Here is a 16,556-nt window from a genome sequence, read left to right as displayed (position 1 = left end):
AAAGGGAGGAGGAGTACGGTTGCATTTTATTTCTGATCTGATCTCGACATTGTTTGAATGGATTCAGAGTCTTGGGTATTTTGGGATTATGATCGGACTTATGATTGAAGTCATTCCGAGTGAAATTGTACTGGCTTTCGGTGGTTTTTTAGTATGGAGTGGAGATATTAACTTTTTTGGTGCCGTTTTATTCGGCACGATTGGCGGAGTCATCGCACAGATTTTTGTATATTGGATTGGTCGTTATGGTGGCAGACCTGTTCTGGAGAAATACGGGAAATATATTTTTATTCAAAAGAAGCATATTGACCATTCAGAAGAGTGGTTCAATAAATACGGGACTGGCGTAATCTTTACAGCACGTTTTATTCCCGTTGTTCGCCATGCCATTTCCGTTCCAGCCGGGATATCGAAAATGCCTTTAGGTAAGTTCACTTTGCTGACTACGCTTGCTGTTATTCCATGGAGTGCGTTATTTGTATATTTGGGTATGACCTTAGGGAATAAGTGGGAAGATATTGACAAAGTAGCAGCTAAGTATACCAACGAAATTATACTTGTAGCGATCGCTCTGATCATCATTTACTTTGTGTTTAAATGGTACAAATCCAAGAAAAAGGGGACTACAAAATGAAGCGGAATGTAGCTCATAAGTTTGGAAAAGGCCTAACACCGCGCCAATTCGTAGAAAGTATGACGAAGAATCAACAGGCTTTTGAATCCTGGTATGAGAAGTTTAATTGGGAAGATGAGAGCGATAAGGAATATTTCGAAAGTCTGAACCATCGCGATGATTTGCGGGTACTTATTCTTGCAGCGGATTGGTGTGGAGACGTAGTTCGCAACGTTCCTGCTGTATTCCGTATTCTGGAGACCGCAGGAATGAAGACAGAGGTATTCATTTTGGAAGAGAACCCGGAGCTTATGGATGATTTCTTGACCATGGGTGGAAGATCTGTCCCTGTTGTGATTTTTGCGGACACCGGCGGATATGTGCTCGGACATTGGGGTCCTAGACCAGAGCATGTGCAGAGTATTATGAGAGAGTTCAAACGTGACAATCCTGATCGTGAGGCCGCTGATTACGACAGCAAAATCGCAGAAGCACGTAAGGCCATGGGGCAAGCCTATGGGGAAGGAACGGAATATCAGACAGTTATCGCAAAAGAACTGCGTAGTCTGATTTCCGGATTCTAGACCGATGTTAAATATACGTTCATTTAATCTAGGTCCGCTTCAGACGAATGCCTATTTGCTGACAGGTGCGGATCCTACGAAGGGTATCATTATAGATCCCGGTATGAATCCAGCTGCATTAGTGCGGAGTATCGAAGGGATGGAAATCGAAGCTATTTTGTTGACACATGCGCATTTTGACCATATGGGCGGTGTAGACGAAATTCGTAAAGCTAAGAAATGCCCTGTTTATTTACATCCACTTGAAAGTGAATGGCTAAGCAGCCCCAAGCTGAACGGTTCACTAATGTGGCCGGAAGTGTCATCTCCTTTAACTACAGATCCTGCGGAATATGATCTGGCAGAAGGACAAGTTCTGCAGTTCATCGGACACACCTTCCGTGTGTACCATACACCTGGTCACTCTCCAGGCAGTGTAAGTTTCCTTTGTGGAAATGATCTGTTCTCCGGTGATGTACTGTTTAAAATGGGGGTTGGACGCACAGATTTACCCGGTGGTCGGGAACGAGATCTGTTCGATTCTATTCGCGGCAAGCTATACAAAATGGATGATGAAGTGAAGGTTTATCCAGGGCATGGCCCACGGACAACTATTGGCTTTGAAAAGATTCGCAACCCTTATGTTCCTCAATAGACGTTGGTTCTAGTAGAACCGACAAAAACCGAGGAAGTTATGATAGACAAAAGACTACAAAAGGACTACAATGAGGTTAATTAAATGTAACATTTACCTCGCGAAGCACGCAGACTGCGGAATTAATCCCGGTTTGCGTTCTTTTTTTTGTCTTCATATAGGCTTAAAAGCATGGAGGGAAGTAGAATGGAGAAGAATATATACTACCCGTTGGACTGCGGTTGGTATGATTCCATAGTTAATTATGGTGAATCCTTGCTCCAAGAGGGCAGTGTGGATTACATGGAAGTACAAGTGAATTCAAGGGGCGAGTGCAGAAGTGCGTCGCTTTTTTGGCGTTTTCCGGCAAGGGATGGGATCATTCAGCCCTGGCGGCGCAAGTTGTGGGATCTCAAAAAATAATTATTAAGCAAAGTGAACGATTCACAATACATATTCGTACTACAAATATAGGAACGAAATCTTGAATGGAGGGGCAGATGAGCGATCAGTCGCTGGAGAGAATCAGACGGGCACAGCAGGGAGATACTTCAGCACTGTCTTCACTGCTGCAAGAACACTATACTTTTTTATTTAAATATTTAATCAAGGTGACTATGGACCCGTTGCTGGCAGAGGATCTTGTACAGGACACTATGGTCAGATGTATGGAAAAAATCAACACCTATAACGGAACCTCTTCGTTTTCCTCATGGTTAATCACAATAGCTACCAGAATATTCATTGATCGAAAGCGACGCTGGAAGCGTGAGGCGGAGTGGAAGCAGCGCGAGCAACAGGAACAGGGGATACGTTCGATTCGGTGGCGGTTTGAGAGCAGGGGGGAGGAATGGAGTGGAGTGCTGGATGCCCTCTCCAGATTGCCTTCTGCACAAAGGGTAGCTGTGTTACTGAAGCATTATTATGGCTATAGCTACGATGAAATCGGTGAAATCATGCGAATTCCTTCAGGCACAGTCAAGTCGCGTGTATCGCTTGGTCTTAACCAACTACGAAAGGAGCTGAATGAGGATGGAGAAGGATAAAGATAAGGAGCCTGAGTTGTATTTGCATAAGCTTGCAGATGAGCTTGACCGGTTAGATGCACAATATAATGACATCACACCACCTTCATTACAGGAACTGGAGAGGTTAATGGTTGATGCCTCTGTGCATAGAAAGAGCATGGAACGTAAAGAGCTGCTGCTATTCTGGGGGATATCGTTGATTCTGATCAGCGTATTTCTATCCATTCTCGGTTCTGCTCCGATGATCTACTGGATTATTCAAGCGATCATTCCTATTGCGGGACTCAGTGCTCTAGGGATAGCGAGGATCAGGAGGAATAGAGAAGGTGCACAAGAATGAATGAACTGCAAGATGTACCTCTATGGTTATGGTTACTGATAGCTGTTCTTTTAATGCTGCAAGGCACGTTTTTGTTCCGGGACGCAAGACGACGCGGAAGAAAAGCTTGGTTCTGGGGACTATGGGCTATTACTACAGTACCGTCTCCCGCTCTGGTCTATTTACTTGTTGTCATTCTACCGGAAAGACGTAGGAGGAAGAAATTATAAGAATCTAGAATATGAGCTCGTTCCTTTCATAACACTAAAGGAGTGGTACTTCATGGAAGATGTAAATTGGGGTTTAATTATGCCGTTGATCATTTTACAGGCTTTACTGGCAATTATCGGTTTGATTTCATTAGCCAAAGCCGATAGCGTGCGTGGCCCAAAATGGATGTGGATCATCATTATTATTTTTGGAAATATGCTAGGCAGCATAGCTTACTTTACGATAGGAAGGAAAGATGTCTAATGTCACTCCTTCAAGTTACAAATTTACGCAAAAGCTTTGGGGCGTTTATTTCCGTAAAGGATATAAGCTTTGAGATTGAAAAAGGACGGTGTGTAGCTTTGCTGGGGCCTAATGGTGCTGGAAAGACGACCACACTACGTATGCTGGCTGGACTTTTAGAACCTACCTCTGGAATAATTTCTTTTGAGGGGAGCCGTCCTGGATCAGAATATCGCAAGGGATTAGGGTATGTTCCGCAGTCACCGGCCTTTTACGGGTGGATGACTGGACAGGAATATGTAGTATTTGCTGCAAAGCTTAGTGGGATGGGCACTAAAGAAGCGACAACCAGCGCATTAGAATCGCTTAAGCGTGTAGGCCTCAAAGACGATGCTCGTCGCAAGATTGGTGGCTATTCCGGTGGGATGAAGCAGCGGCTGGGTCTCGCACAGGCGCTTGTGCATCGCCCTCGACTTCTTTTGCTTGATGAGCCTGTATCTGCACTTGATCCGATTGGCCGCAGGGAAGTAATGGAATTGCTACGAGAAATACGTGAAGAGACAACGGTAGTCTTCTCCACACATGTGCTGCATGATGCAGAAGAGATTTGTGATGATATTATTTTAATGAATCATGGACTCATCGCTGAGCAGGGGTCTTTATCGCAGCTTCGTTCACAATACAGTCTTCCTGTTATTCGTTTACGTACCGAGAAGCACAAAGAAGCCATTCAGTGGCTGGAATCTCTTGCCTCCAAGCCATTTGTACTGGAGTCTCAGTTGTTCGGAGATCATGCCGTCTTTAATGTGAACGATGTAGAAATGGCTCGCCGGACGATTTTGCACGAAGCGGCGCAGCTCGAAGTTCCATTGCTGCAATTTGAAGCAGGTTCTTCCACATTAGAGGATTTATTTATGAAGGTGGTGGGCGTATGAGCAGCACATGGATCCTTTATCGAAAAGAAATGCTCGAGATGGCTCGTAATTATAAGCTAATCTGGATACCTGTCGTGTTCATCATCTTAGGTATTATGCAGCCCTTAAGTACTTATTATTTGCCAGAAATATTAAAAGCCTCAGGTGATGTGCCCCCGGGTCTTTTGGAGGGTTATGAAATACCGAGTGCCGCAATTGTGATGGCGCAAGCTCTAGGACAGTATGGAACGATTGGGATGCTCGTGTTGGCGCTTGGCTCTATGAACACTTTAGCGGGTGAGCGATATAGCGGAACTATGGAGTTAATTCTAGTAAGACCCGTTTCTCCGGCAGCAATTGTGTTCGCTAAATGGGCAGCCCAATTGACCTTGCTTGTTGTTGCTCTTGGACTGGGTGCAGCGGGTGCTGGATACTACACGGAACAGCTAATTGGCTCACTATCATGGGGCAATGTTATCGTAGCTTCTGGAGTGTATGGTTTGTGGCTATTATGTGTTGTCTCGACTACTTTGTTGTTTAGTGCCTTTTTAAGACCTCCAGTAGCCGCATTTCTAGCATTGGCGTTAATGGCTGGATTTTCACTAGGTTTAAGTTTATTGCCTACATGGTTTGACTGGACACCCGCCGGGCTTTCCGGACTGTCAGCAGGAATTCTAACAGATGGAGAAGGTTTTAGAGCAGGTCCATATCTGTCTGCCAGTATATTGATCATGATATGCCTTGCTGTGGCCTCATTTTTGACAAGGAAGAACAACTTTCCCGACTGATTATTAAGCTGTGGGGTATCGAATATAGTATATTTTAAAATATAAGAAAGTATAAGTTTCACACTATACATTATCCTTCTATTTCTCGCATAAACGCATATCGTCCTTAGGGGACGCCGAAGGTGTTATTGCTTGGTAGAATTTTCAGGATCACCCGGACTGCTGCTAGACAGTTCTATCTTTTTTTAGTAGACTGTTGAAACAAGCAAAATCATGATAGATTTTGGGGTCAGGAGGTAGGGCGATGCTGCGTTTAGGAGAAAAGATTGTCATTGTTGCGGACGCTTTTGAGCAGAGTCTTCCTATCGGGGAATACGGCTACCTAATTGCTTACGACCGCAATCCCGATAATGCGTTTGACTATGTTATACGTGTACCGGAAGCCAACAGGAACTTTTATGTTCCGGCTGAAGACATTGAGGCGGAAGAACATTTATTAGTAGCTGAGGCTGAAAGAGCAACGCATGAAGCGTTAATTGATTATGCTTTGTCCACGTACAATGAGAAGCTGTTCCATCATTTGATGAACGGTGAAGATATGGATACAGAAGAGACGGAAACAACGTCAACTGAAAGCATGTCCCAAGCAGATTTCATTAAACAAGTGAATCTTAGAGCTTGGATTTAAGGAAGGCCGGCGCAAGCCGGCTTTTTTGTTTTGATATAAGAAAGCACCATACTTTATGTCCTATATTTCTCCCTTAAACGCTTAGCATCCTTATATGGACCCCGAAGGCGTTTTTACTTGTGTCATAAAGAGAATTCCCCCTCATCATACCCCCCTGAATGGACACATCACTTTCAAAAACTTTTTTAATTCCTACTTTATAATTTTCGAACGCTCATTTTTATTTTTTCGGGGTACAACCAACTGCCAATTTTATGTATCTAAATTATTGAGAGCCGAATACGAGAATGCAGATCTGCGGTATAGGCGCTTTAACCTATATAAAGGAGAACCTCTAGTGAAGATGATAACCGCTGTTCAAAAAGCGAGAAAAGGCGATAAGGAAGCTTTTATTCAGCTGTGCCGGCAGATTGAACCTGAAATGTATGGCATGGCCCGATCTATTTTGGGCAGGGATCAGGATTGCGCAGATGCCATGCAGGAAGCCACATTAAAGGCTTATCGGTCTATCCAAGGCTTACGACAGCCGGAGTTTTTCAAGACATGGATGATTCGAATTCTTATAAATGAGTGTCACAAGCTTCAGCGCAAACAGACAAATATCGTGGGAGTTGGAGATACCATTACGGCTCTGGAATGCCATTCCTCCGATGCAGAATACGAAAAAATCGAGTTGCGAGAAGCAGTGGAGCGGCTAGATACTCCGCTGCAGACTGTGATTTCGATGCATTATTTTCAGGATATGCCTATTCGGCAGATTGCAGATCTTCTGAATATTTCCGAAACGGCAGTTAAATCGCGTCTCTATAGGGCAAGAAAAAGCTTATTGAATGGATTCTAATGATATTTAGAAGGGAAGAAACACATGAAGAAGAGAACATCGGAACAGCTTGAGTTGCTTTTGAAAAATATGAATCTTCTCCCGGCAAATGAGCTACCGACTGTGATTCGCCAACGCCAAGAGGAAACGTATGCGATGTTGGATGAAATAACGAAGCCTATGTACAAATTTAATATTTTGAAGCGGACAGCGATTGGATTTGGGGTAGCTCTAGTTTTAGGAGTTATCGTGCTTGGAAGCGGCTTTGCTTCTCCTGCTCTCGCTAGGTCGCTCGAACGTATCCCCTTAGTAAATAGTATTTTTGAGTTTGCTGGTGATATGGGGCTTCAAGCAGCGAGTCGCCAAGGCTTAACGACCTCAATTAATAAAAGCGACGAAGTTCAAGGTGTTACTATCCGTGCTAGTGAAGTTATATATGATGGTACACGGCTTTCTGTAGCGCTGACACGTGAAGGTGAAGAGGGAGCATTCACTGAATCTGTTCAGGATCTTCGGGTATTCATTGATGGACAACCTCTAAACGCTGGGGAAGAAATAGAGAATTCTTTTAAACACAATATTGGGATTATTATTTCTCCCGGGACTGATGAGCAATCGTTAATTTTGCAATTCTCAGAGAAATCCTATGATGAGGGGGGAACTACTTTACCGGATCAGTTCCAAATGACAGTGAAAGGCCGGCTGTCCGGAATGGAGGATGATTTTCAAATTGAAATCCCTGTAAAGAAGGATACGAGTCATAATATTGTTCAGCAGCCCGGAATCAGTCGAACCTATAATCATGTAACGACCATTATCGAAAAGATTACTCAGACTCCGGCAACCACACAAATACAAATGAGTACTCAAGCCGTGGGTGATATTCCTGATACTTACCTAACAGATACAAACAACCTGGCAATCCATTATGAATTCTACGATGATAAAGGCAACTTGTTGAAATATGTGAATGGTAGCAATGGTTGGTCAGATTCGAAGAAGGTAGATGATGCAATCCATTATAGTCTTAAAGAGGATATTAATATTGTGCCGTTGCCAAGGGATGTAAAAGCACTAACTGTCAAACCATATCTCTACAAATATATTGGTGAGGGAAGCGATAAACGAAATTTACTGGACAGTAACGGTTACCCGGCAATCGAATATATTCTACAGCTGGAAATGACAATCCCTATACGATAATGAATGAAACGCTCCTTTAAAAAGTGTTGGAATCCCCTTCACTTGGATAAAGGAGCGTTTGTTTTACAGCCCATCATTGAATTGTCCAAGTTTCTACAATATAATTAAAAACGTTATCCGGGCGCTTTAGCCCTTTAAACAGGAGGGATTTAACTTATGAGCATTACCGTTAAAGATGTGCAGCATGTGGCCAAGCTGGCTCGTCTGCAATTGAGCCCGGAAGAAGAGGCAACCTTTACAGAACAAATGAATGCTATTTTACAATATGCTGAGAAGTTGAATGAGCTAGATACGGAGAATGTGAAGCCGACCACGCATGTACTGCAGGTCAGTAATGTGATGCGGGATGATGTTGTGAAGGAAAGCTTAACGCAAGAGGAAGCACTTCTTAACGCGCCGGATGATGAAGACGGACATTTCAAGGTTCCAGCTGTTTTGGAATAACTACATAATTAGAAAGGGGGAAGAATCTTGAGCCTGTTTCAAAATCGATTGCCAGAAGTACATCGTATGTTGACTGCTAAAGAAGTATCAGTCAGTGAACTGACTGAAGAATCGCTAGCAATTATCTCTGAACGGGATAAGAAAGTAAATGCATTTTTGACCTTGAACGAGGAGGGCGCTCGTAGCACTGCACGCGCTTTGGACGACAAACTGGCATCTGGAGCAGCACGTGGGCTGCTGTTTGGTCTTCCTGCCGGAATCAAGGACAATATTGTAACTAAAGGATTGCGCACGACTTGTGCCAGCCAATTTTTGAATAATTTTCAGCCGATTTATAACGCAACTGTAGCATCTAAACTGCAACAGGCAGATGCTGTAACGATCGGTAAATTGAATATGGATGAATTCGCGATGGGCGGATCTAACGAGAACTCCAGCTTTGGACCTGTGCGTAACCCTTGGGATCTTGAACGTGTTCCTGGAGGTTCTAGTGGTGGATCTGCTGCAGCTGTAGCTGCAGGTGAAGTGTTCTTCTCACTAGGTTCGGATACTGGGGGTTCCATCCGTCAGCCTGCTTCTTATTGCGGTGTCGTAGGTCTCAAACCTACATACGGTCTTGTATCGCGTTACGGACTGGTGGCTTTTGCCTCCTCTCTTGATCAGATTGGCCCGCTTACACGTAATGTAGAAGATTCTGCATATGTGCTTCAAGCTATTGCTGGTTATGATGCACAGGACTCTACTTCAGCTAAGGTAGAAATTCCTGATTATTTGAGTTCACTGACTGGTGATGTTTCCGGTCTTCGTATTGCTGTACCTAAGGAATACTTGGGAGCTGGTGTCGATGCTTCTGTTCGTGAGACGGTCTTGTCCGCGCTTAAGGTGCTGGAAGGAATGGGTGCTGTCTGGGAGGAAGTTTCATTACCACATACGGAATACGCAGTAGCGGCTTATTATTTGCTATCTTCCTCGGAAGCTTCATCTAACCTTGCACGGTTTGACGGTGTGCGTTATGGCGTACGTGTAGATGAAGGTGGAGGATTGCTCGATCTGTACCAAAACTCCCGCAGTCGCGGCTTTGGTCCTGAGGTGAAACGTCGTATTATGCTAGGGACTTATGCGCTGAGCTCCGGGTATTATGATGCTTATTATTTAAAAGCACAAAAAGTGCGTACTCTGATTAAACAGGATTTTGATGACATCTTTAAAAAATATGATGTGGTTATCGGCCCAACAGCGCCTACGACAGCATTCAAATTAGGTTCACAGACTGAAGATCCGCTGACCATGTATCTGAACGATATTCTCACGATTCCTGTGAGCTTGGCAGGCATTCCTGCCGTTAGCGTTCCATGCGGCTTTGCAGAAGGTATGCCGGTTGGTCTACAAATTATTGGTAAAGAATTTGACGAGAGCACGATTCTGCGTGTTGCTCATGCTTTTGAACAAAATACAGATCATCACAAGCAGCGTCCACAGCTGTAGTAAAGGAGGGAATGGAATTACTTATGTCTAAATACGAAACGGTCATCGGCTTAGAGGTTCACGTAGAGCTTCATACCAACTCCAAAATCTTTTGCGGATGCTCCACTGAATTTGGAGCCCCGCCTAACACGCATACCTGTCCCGTCTGCCTGGGTCACCCCGGCGTATTGCCAGTACTCAACAAACAAGCGGTAAATTACGCTATGAAAGCAGCGATGGCGCTGAATTGCACCATCGGTGATGTTAGTAAATTCGACCGTAAGAACTATTTTTACCCGGATTCTCCGAAAGCCTATCAGATTTCGCAGTTCGATCAGCCTATCGGTTTGAACGGCTGGATCGACATTGAAGTGAATGGAGAAACAAAACGGATTGGTATTACTCGACTTCATTTGGAAGAGGATGCAGGTAAGCTGACACACGTAGATGGTGGGTTTGCGTCTCTTGTCGATTTTAACCGGGTGGGAACACCGCTTATCGAAATCGTATCCGAGCCAGACTTACGCTCCCCAGAAGAAGCCCGTGCTTATCTGGAGAAAATCCGTGCGATCATGCAGTATTGTGATGTGTCTGATGTAAAGATGGAAGAAGGCTCGATGCGCTGCGACGCGAACATCAGTCTACGCCCAGAAGGACAAGAGGAATTCGGCATTAGAGCAGAGCTTAAGAACATGAACTCCTTCCGTGGTGTGCTGCGTGGACTGGAGTATGAACAATATCGTCAGGCTGAGATCCTGGATGATGGTGGAGTAGTTGTGCAAGAGACTCGTCGCTGGGATGAAGCGCAAGGAAAAACTTTATCTATGCGTGGTAAAGAAGAAGCACACGATTATCGTTATTTCCCAGATCCGGATTTGATCGTACTGCATATTGACGATGCCTGGAAAGAATCCATTCGCTCGACGATCCCGGAACTGCCGGACGCAAGACAAGCTCGCTATAGTGAAGAACTGGGCCTTACAGCTTATGATGCTGGTGTGATTACGTCCTCTAAACCGTTAGCGGACTTTTTCGAAGGCTGCCTTGCTTATACGCAGGATGCCAAGGCTGTTGCAAACTGGATCATGGGTGATCTGCTGGCTTATTTGAATAGTAATAACCTGGAATTGTCTCAGGTCAAGATTACGCCGCAAGGGCTCGGGGAAATGATCGGCCTTATTGCAGGCGGAACCATCAGCAGTAAGATCGCTAAAACGGTATTTAAAGAAATGCTAGAGAGCGGTAAACTGCCTGCAGCAATCGTTGAGGAAAAGGGTCTGGTACAAATCAGCGATGAAGGTGCCATTAAAGGAATTGTGGAAGCTGTCGTAGCTGCTAACCCGCAATCTGTTGAGGATTATAAAGCAGGAAAACAGAAAGCCATTGGCTTCCTTGTAGGACAAGTAATGAAGGAAAGTAAAGGCAAGGCTAATCCAGGTCTAGCGAATAAACTTCTGATCGAGGTATTGGGCAACTAAGCCTTTATCAGAAATATAAGAAAGTATAAGTTTAACACTATACTTTATCCTTATATTTTACGAGAAACGCTTGCCGTCCATAAAAAGGACGCTGAGGAGTTTATATTCGGGGTAATATACTTATGTAATAAGCAAAGGGCTTGTCGGCAACGGCAGGCCTTTCGCGGCATATAAGGGGACTGGTAGGGATGAATACAATTATTAAGCTTAATCTGCAGGATGATAATACCGTTAATGAACTATGGAGCCTCCAGCACAAGGCCTACCGACTGGAAGCGGAGTTAATAGGGTTTCGTGAGATCCCCCCACTTATAGAGACGAGAGAGATGCTCAGCCACTCTAAAGAGGACTTTTATGGCTGCTTCGATGAAGAGGAAGAGCTGATGGGTGCGATTGCTATAGAGGAGGAATCCCCAGGCAAACTCACGATTACACGAATGATGGTAGGTCCGGACTTTTTTCGTAGAGGTATTGCTAGCAGACTCTTGGAATATGTATTCGAACATTTTTCAGGGATGGAGCAATTCATCGTATCTACGGGAAAACTAAACTTGCCTGCTGTTTCTTTGTACAGAAAGCATGGATTTGTGCCTACTGGGTCGCAGGAGGTTGCCCCCGGCGTGGAATTGATTGACTTTTACCGGAGTGGTTCACTTTGAAGAAGCGTATGCACAGACAAGTATTTACGAAAGGAGGAGTCCAGAATATGACGAATGACTCTGCAACGTTCGCGGCGCAGGAAGAGCAGGAGGGTTCTGTCGACCTAGAGACTACGGAGAATGAGATACAGAAGAAGATCATTCCTCCGCGTCCGAAACGGCGTCCCCGCAAACGCAAATTTATCGCTGGACTATTGGCAGCTCTCATCCCAGGAACAGGACATTTGTACTTTGGGCTTCTCCGCAAAGGAATAACCTTTATCTTCTTGATTCTATTGGATATTTCGGCGTTACTATATTTTTCATCCATTGGAATGCAGATTAATGTACCGTTACTTATTTTACTTGCACTAATTATTCCGGTGATATATTTCTACAATGTCTATGATGTGCTTCAATCAGCGGACAAGATTATTCGTTACCCTGAAGATCAAGAGCTTGATGATCCTGCGGCAACAGTAACTACATCTCCAAAGCGTCGCAGTATCGTCACTGAACCTGGCATATCCTTTGGATTTCTGCTTCTCTTAGGGGGAGCATTACTCATTCTGTTTCGCCAAAAGCCAGCTTGGCTGCAGTTCTTTATTGAGCATTACTCCGAAGTGACCGTAGCTGCCATTTTATTATGTGGTGGTCTATATATAGGAACGAGAGAGATTGTTAGAGGAATCGTTTGGCGCAAAAAAAATGAGCCTCATAACCGGCGTGTAGGAAGGTATACGGCATCGGTCTTGCTGATTGCTATTGCCATCCCGTTGTTTCTGGATTGGAGAGACGGAACCGATTATATGCTTCTGCTCTTGAAGTGGTGGCCAGTCATCCCAGTGTTATGGGGGATTGAGTTTTTGATCATGTATTTCTTCTCCGGTCGTTCAGGCTCAGTACAAAAGGGAACAAGAATCAGATTGGACTTACGCGGTCTTTTATCTGCTATAGTGCTTGCTGTTAGTGTGTTTATCGTTGCGGAACAAGAGCATTATTTATATCTCTGGAAAAATGTCAGTCTTAACTTTACTGCAGCAGCAGTGGACTATGGCGAGGCTAAGGGCAGCAAATTTCAGAAAGCTCCTATTATAGTTCCCGTCGAATTAAATACGGCCAAAATATCCATTGATGGTATTAATGGTGATGTTTTATTGCACCGTGCTCCAGTAGATAACATTCAAATTACTACTACAATCTGGGTAGATCAATTGGAGGGGCCGATGGCTGAAGCCATTTCGGAACAATCCTTTGTGGATGTTGTTGAAGGACCAACCATAAAAATCACTTCGAATAGTAAGGCGTATGGAGAATCCGGCAAACGTCAGCCGCGAATGGATCTAGACATTACCTTGCCGGAAGATCGTCGGTTTAACCTTGATGTTCGTACAATGAATGGCGGGATCACCCTGCAGAACATAGAAGCGATTGAAGATATTTCACTTGAAACAGGAAATGGAGAACTTATTCTTCATCGTGTCTTTGGTAATGTGAAGGGGAAAACATTGAATGGAGCTGTGCGTGCCAGATCTGTCCAGGGCAGTGTTGATTTATCGACGAGCGGTGGCAACATGAATGCTTGGAGCGTTACAGGGGCTTTGAAATTATCAACGGCAGTTGGCAATATCGGTGCAATCGGGAATGAAGCCGAGATTGATATTTCCAGCAAAAATGGTAATTTAGAGATTGATGGAGCCAGATCGAAGCTGCATGCAGAATCCCTGAATGGCATCATAGATGTTCGTTCACAGGAAGTCGGAGGAGACTGGGATATTTATAGCGCAGTTGGCGATATCCATTTGTATTTGCCGCTTTTAGGGAACTATAAGTTGAATGGCTCTAGTGGATATGGTGATATCACTTCGGATTTACCTAGCTTAACCATTGATAAGAAGAAGATATCTGGTGAAGTGGGCACAGGTGAATTCAAAGTTCAGGTTGAGGGAAACAGCAACTTAAATGTTAGAGGTTATTGAAAAAAGTAATTTTTCTTATATAATAATGAATATAATGTATCGACTCCGTTGACAAGATTAAAAACCCAGTCTTACAATTATAAGAAATATTTCTTTTATTTTTAAATTCAAAAGGCGGTGACAGTCATGGGGAGTGGCGTACAACATGCATTGGAACAATTAAAAACAACAGGTGTCCGTATAACGCCCCAGCGTCATGCGATTCTTACGTATTTAATGGAAGCAATGAATCATCCTACAGCTGACGATATATATCGGGCATTAGAGCCTAAATTTCCGAGCATGAGCGTAGCAACCGTATATAATAATCTCAAGATGTTTATGGAAGCAGGCATGGTTCGTGAGTTGACCTATGGGGATAGCTCCAGTCGTTTTGATGCTAATGTGTCTGATCATTATCATGTTATATGTCAGCAATGCGGTAAGATTGAGGATTTCAGTTATCCTTCACTTAGGGATGTAGAGCTGCATGCTGAGCAAGCTACAGGCTTTAAGATTACAGGATTGCGTATGGAGCTGCATGGAATTTGCGAATGTTGTAGAGAGAAGCAGCATTAGGACTAGAATAGAATATGTCAAGGCAATATTGCCAAGTTACCACAATAAACGTGAGAAATCCGAAAGCGGAGGACTCACGTTTTTATTTTTTAAATATAAGAACATATAAGTTTCACGCTATGCATTATCCTTTTATTTCTCTACGAGAAACGCTTGTCATCTATAAAGGGAGACAACGTCATTTCTTCTTTGAAATAACATTTTATAGGAATAATTACTTTTTTATACTGGTTATACGAAACCAAGTGGATGTTATAATCGTAATGTTAAACTCTATTAAAAATCATTTCATTATCTGGAGGATATATTTTGGACATAAGACAGGGACATAGACGCGTTAAAAAGCGCGGAGGTTTTTTTAGACGCTTGTTTGGACTTTTAATTATTGCAGCTGCAGCTTACTGGATAGTATTTTATGTATTGCCAAATCGTCAGTATATAGATGTGGACTGGAAAGCTCAAGAGCATCCCATATTTGTAAAAGGAGAGCACACAGGTTATTCTGCCAGCGGGACTGGGGATAGCATGTTGTTACCATTACCGTTGTTGCAAGAGTATGTGGATCCGTCCATTCGTTATGAAGAGAAGACGAAATCGGTCATATTATCAACGGATAGCGAGCTGCTATACATGCAGGAGAATAATACTGATGCCAGTCTGAACAATCGTCCATTACAGCTGCGGTTAGCGCCTGAAGTGAAGGAGAAAGTAACATACCTTCCCGCGGATGTATTAGAAGATCTGTATGGGTTTGAAATTCAGGAGGATACAAATACTGGCGCAATACTACTTATGACGGCAGGAGAGACTGTCTCGCTTGGGAAAGTTAAAGGTGAAGAAGGAGGCAAGTCAGTAGCTCTTCGAAATGAGGCATCTATTCACGCACCTATCGTTGCGGATATGTCTCCTGGGGCAGTCGTGAATATTTGGAATGAGGAAAATAAGGACTGGCTGTTTGTACAATTAAGCAGCGGGTATGCAGGTTATGCCAAGGCAAGTGACATTATTCCGGATGGTCAAAAGACAGTGGAACCAAAAAAATCCACGCCAACACGCGCTGAACGTAACTGGAAAGGGAAGTCAGTGAATTTGTATTGGGAGGCTGTTTACCAACGCAAACCTAACCCAGAAACCTTCGGTGAGCTACCAGGCGTCAATGTGGCTAGCCCAACCTGGTTCAGTATTATCGATGGTGATGGCAATGTGCGCAGTCAGGCCGACAGTGCATATGTGCAGTGGGCACATGAGCGCGGGTTAGAGGTATGGGGACTGCTCAGCAATAGCTTCGATCCAGACATGACTACTGAGGCATTGTCTACCTATGAAAAACGGATGAATGCAATCGTTCAGATCTTAGAATATTCGGATTTATATAATTTGGATGGAATTAATATCGATTTTGAGAATGTGTATACGAAAGACGGAGAGAATGTCACTCAATTTATGAGAGAGTTAAAGCCTATGGCTCAGGCTAAGAATCTAATCGTCTCCATAGACGTGACACCTAAATCCAATAGCGAGATGTGGTCTGCGTTCCTTGATCGCAAGGCTCTTGGGACATTAGTCGATTATCTGATAGTGATGGCATATGATGAACATTGGGCGGCTAGCCCTATCGCGGGCTCTATTGCCTCCTTACCTTGGGTAGAGAATTCAATAAGCCGGATCATAGAGGAGGACAATGTGCCGCCTGAGAAGGTGATTCTGGGGATCCCATTGTACACCCGCATCTGGACTGAGGCTCAAGTAGATGGCAAGACAAAGGTAAGCTCTAAATCGGTTAGTATGAATGCCGTTGAAAAAATTATTAAAGAGAAGAAGCTAACCCCGACATTTGATAAGGATGCTGGGCAGAATTACGTAGAATACAAGGAAGATGGCGCTCTTAAGAAAATATGGATAGAAGATGAGGTGAGCTTAAAATCAAGAGTTGAGCTTGCTAAGTCCATGGGGCTTGGAGGCATTGGGTCATGGAATCGCAGCTTTAGTAATCCATCCGCATGGGAAGCATTACAAGGAATCCATGAATAAT

20 protein-coding genes are annotated in these 16,556 nt (G+C 43.9%); all 20 read left to right on the top strand.

The annotated features are described in order from the left end of the window. Positions 1 to 19 precede the first annotated feature (19 nt). The 20 genes from R50345_RS25835 (at position 20) to R50345_RS25740 (ending at position 16,555) form a co-directional block, all read left to right on the top strand. Entirely contained in the window at positions 20 to 634 is a 615-nt protein-coding gene (locus tag R50345_RS25835) for an undecaprenyl phosphate transporter UptA (protein WP_042131027.1), read from the top strand. Then, a complete protein-coding gene (locus R50345_RS25830; protein ID WP_042131026.1) occupies positions 631 to 1,197 on the top strand; it encodes a thioredoxin family protein in 567 nt (188 codons plus the stop codon). Before R50345_RS25835 ends, R50345_RS25830 begins: the two co-directional genes overlap by 4 nt. 4 nt (positions 1,198 to 1,201) lie before the next feature. Continuing rightward, positions 1,202 to 1,831, top strand: a complete 630-nt coding sequence (locus R50345_RS25825) for an MBL fold metallo-hydrolase (RefSeq protein ID WP_042131025.1) — start codon at positions 1,202 to 1,204, stop codon at positions 1,829 to 1,831. A 186-nt stretch (positions 1,832 to 2,017) separates the two neighbouring features. Beyond that, positions 2,018 to 2,233, top strand: coding sequence for a hypothetical protein (locus R50345_RS25820; protein WP_042131024.1), 216 nt, complete (start codon positions 2,018 to 2,020; stop codon positions 2,231 to 2,233). A gap of 77 nt (positions 2,234 to 2,310) precedes the next feature. Continuing rightward, complete coding sequence (gene sigY / locus R50345_RS25815) at positions 2,311 to 2,856, top strand: RNA polymerase sigma factor SigY (protein WP_042131023.1); 546 nt, start codon at positions 2,311 to 2,313, stop codon at positions 2,854 to 2,856. Beyond that, positions 2,843 to 3,178 carry a YxlC family protein gene (locus R50345_RS25810; RefSeq protein WP_042131022.1) on the top strand — a complete coding sequence of 112 codons (336 nt, stop codon included), beginning with the start codon at positions 2,843 to 2,845 and terminating at the stop codon, positions 3,176 to 3,178. The genes sigY and R50345_RS25810 overlap by 14 nt, the downstream gene beginning before the upstream one ends. After that, a complete protein-coding gene (locus R50345_RS25805; RefSeq protein ID WP_042131021.1) occupies positions 3,175 to 3,387 on the top strand; it encodes a hypothetical protein in 213 nt (70 codons plus the stop codon). Before R50345_RS25810 ends, R50345_RS25805 begins: the two co-directional genes overlap by 4 nt. Positions 3,388 to 3,439: 52 nt before the next feature. Beyond that, positions 3,440 to 3,631 (top strand): PLDc N-terminal domain-containing protein, encoded by a 192-nt coding sequence (locus R50345_RS25800; RefSeq protein ID WP_042131020.1) that lies wholly within the window; start codon positions 3,440 to 3,442, stop codon positions 3,629 to 3,631. Further along, positions 3,631 to 4,545, top strand: a complete 915-nt coding sequence (locus tag R50345_RS25795; protein ID WP_042131019.1) for an ABC transporter ATP-binding protein — start codon at positions 3,631 to 3,633, stop codon at positions 4,543 to 4,545. Before R50345_RS25800 ends, R50345_RS25795 begins: the two co-directional genes overlap by 1 nt. After that, a complete protein-coding gene (locus R50345_RS25790) occupies positions 4,542 to 5,312 on the top strand; it encodes an ABC transporter permease subunit (protein ID WP_042131018.1) in 771 nt (256 codons plus the stop codon). Before R50345_RS25795 ends, R50345_RS25790 begins: the two co-directional genes overlap by 4 nt. A gap of 244 nt (positions 5,313 to 5,556) precedes the next feature. Then, a complete protein-coding gene (locus R50345_RS25785; protein ID WP_042131017.1) occupies positions 5,557 to 5,940 on the top strand; it encodes a hypothetical protein in 384 nt (127 codons plus the stop codon). A gap of 343 nt (positions 5,941 to 6,283) precedes the next feature. Next, positions 6,284 to 6,781 carry a sigma-70 family RNA polymerase sigma factor gene (locus R50345_RS25780; RefSeq protein WP_042132485.1) on the top strand — a complete coding sequence of 166 codons (498 nt, stop codon included), beginning with the start codon at positions 6,284 to 6,286 and terminating at the stop codon, positions 6,779 to 6,781. A 24-nt stretch (positions 6,782 to 6,805) separates the two neighbouring features. Next, on the top strand, positions 6,806 to 7,963 hold the full coding sequence (locus tag R50345_RS25775; RefSeq protein WP_042131016.1) for a DUF4179 domain-containing protein: 1,158 nt from the start codon (positions 6,806 to 6,808) through the stop codon (positions 7,961 to 7,963). Positions 7,964 to 8,119: 156 nt separating this feature from the next. Then, complete coding sequence (gene gatC, locus R50345_RS25770; protein ID WP_042131015.1) at positions 8,120 to 8,407, top strand: Asp-tRNA(Asn)/Glu-tRNA(Gln) amidotransferase subunit GatC; 288 nt, start codon at positions 8,120 to 8,122, stop codon at positions 8,405 to 8,407. A 27-nt stretch (positions 8,408 to 8,434) separates the two neighbouring features. Next, positions 8,435 to 9,892 (top strand): Asp-tRNA(Asn)/Glu-tRNA(Gln) amidotransferase subunit GatA, encoded by a 1,458-nt coding sequence (gatA, locus tag R50345_RS25765; RefSeq protein ID WP_042131014.1) that lies wholly within the window; start codon positions 8,435 to 8,437, stop codon positions 9,890 to 9,892. A gap of 11 nt (positions 9,893 to 9,903) precedes the next feature. Continuing rightward, positions 9,904 to 11,349, top strand: coding sequence for an Asp-tRNA(Asn)/Glu-tRNA(Gln) amidotransferase subunit GatB (gatB, locus tag R50345_RS25760; RefSeq protein WP_042131013.1), 1,446 nt, complete (start codon positions 9,904 to 9,906; stop codon positions 11,347 to 11,349). 188 nt (positions 11,350 to 11,537) lie between these two features. Next, positions 11,538 to 12,008 (top strand): GNAT family N-acetyltransferase, encoded by a 471-nt coding sequence (locus tag R50345_RS25755; protein WP_042131012.1) that lies wholly within the window; start codon positions 11,538 to 11,540, stop codon positions 12,006 to 12,008. 47 nt (positions 12,009 to 12,055) lie between these two features. Beyond that, positions 12,056 to 13,966, top strand: coding sequence for a DUF4097 family beta strand repeat-containing protein (locus R50345_RS32110; protein ID WP_231573938.1), 1,911 nt, complete (start codon positions 12,056 to 12,058; stop codon positions 13,964 to 13,966). Positions 13,967 to 14,092: 126 nt separating this feature from the next. Beyond that, positions 14,093 to 14,524 (top strand): Fur family transcriptional regulator, encoded by a 432-nt coding sequence (locus tag R50345_RS25745; protein ID WP_042131011.1) that lies wholly within the window; start codon positions 14,093 to 14,095, stop codon positions 14,522 to 14,524. Between the two features lie 315 nt (positions 14,525 to 14,839). Beyond that, positions 14,840 to 16,555 (top strand): glycosyl hydrolase family 18 protein, encoded by a 1,716-nt coding sequence (locus R50345_RS25740; protein ID WP_042132483.1) that lies wholly within the window; start codon positions 14,840 to 14,842, stop codon positions 16,553 to 16,555. Position 16,556 lies beyond the last annotated feature (1 nt).

Source organism: Paenibacillus sp. FSL R5-0345 (assembly GCF_000758585.1).
Classification (GTDB): Bacteria; Bacillota; Bacilli; order Paenibacillales; family Paenibacillaceae; genus Paenibacillus_AQ.
The sequence above is the reverse complement of the archived record's forward strand: the minus strand, read 5'-3'. Positions and strand labels throughout refer to the sequence as shown.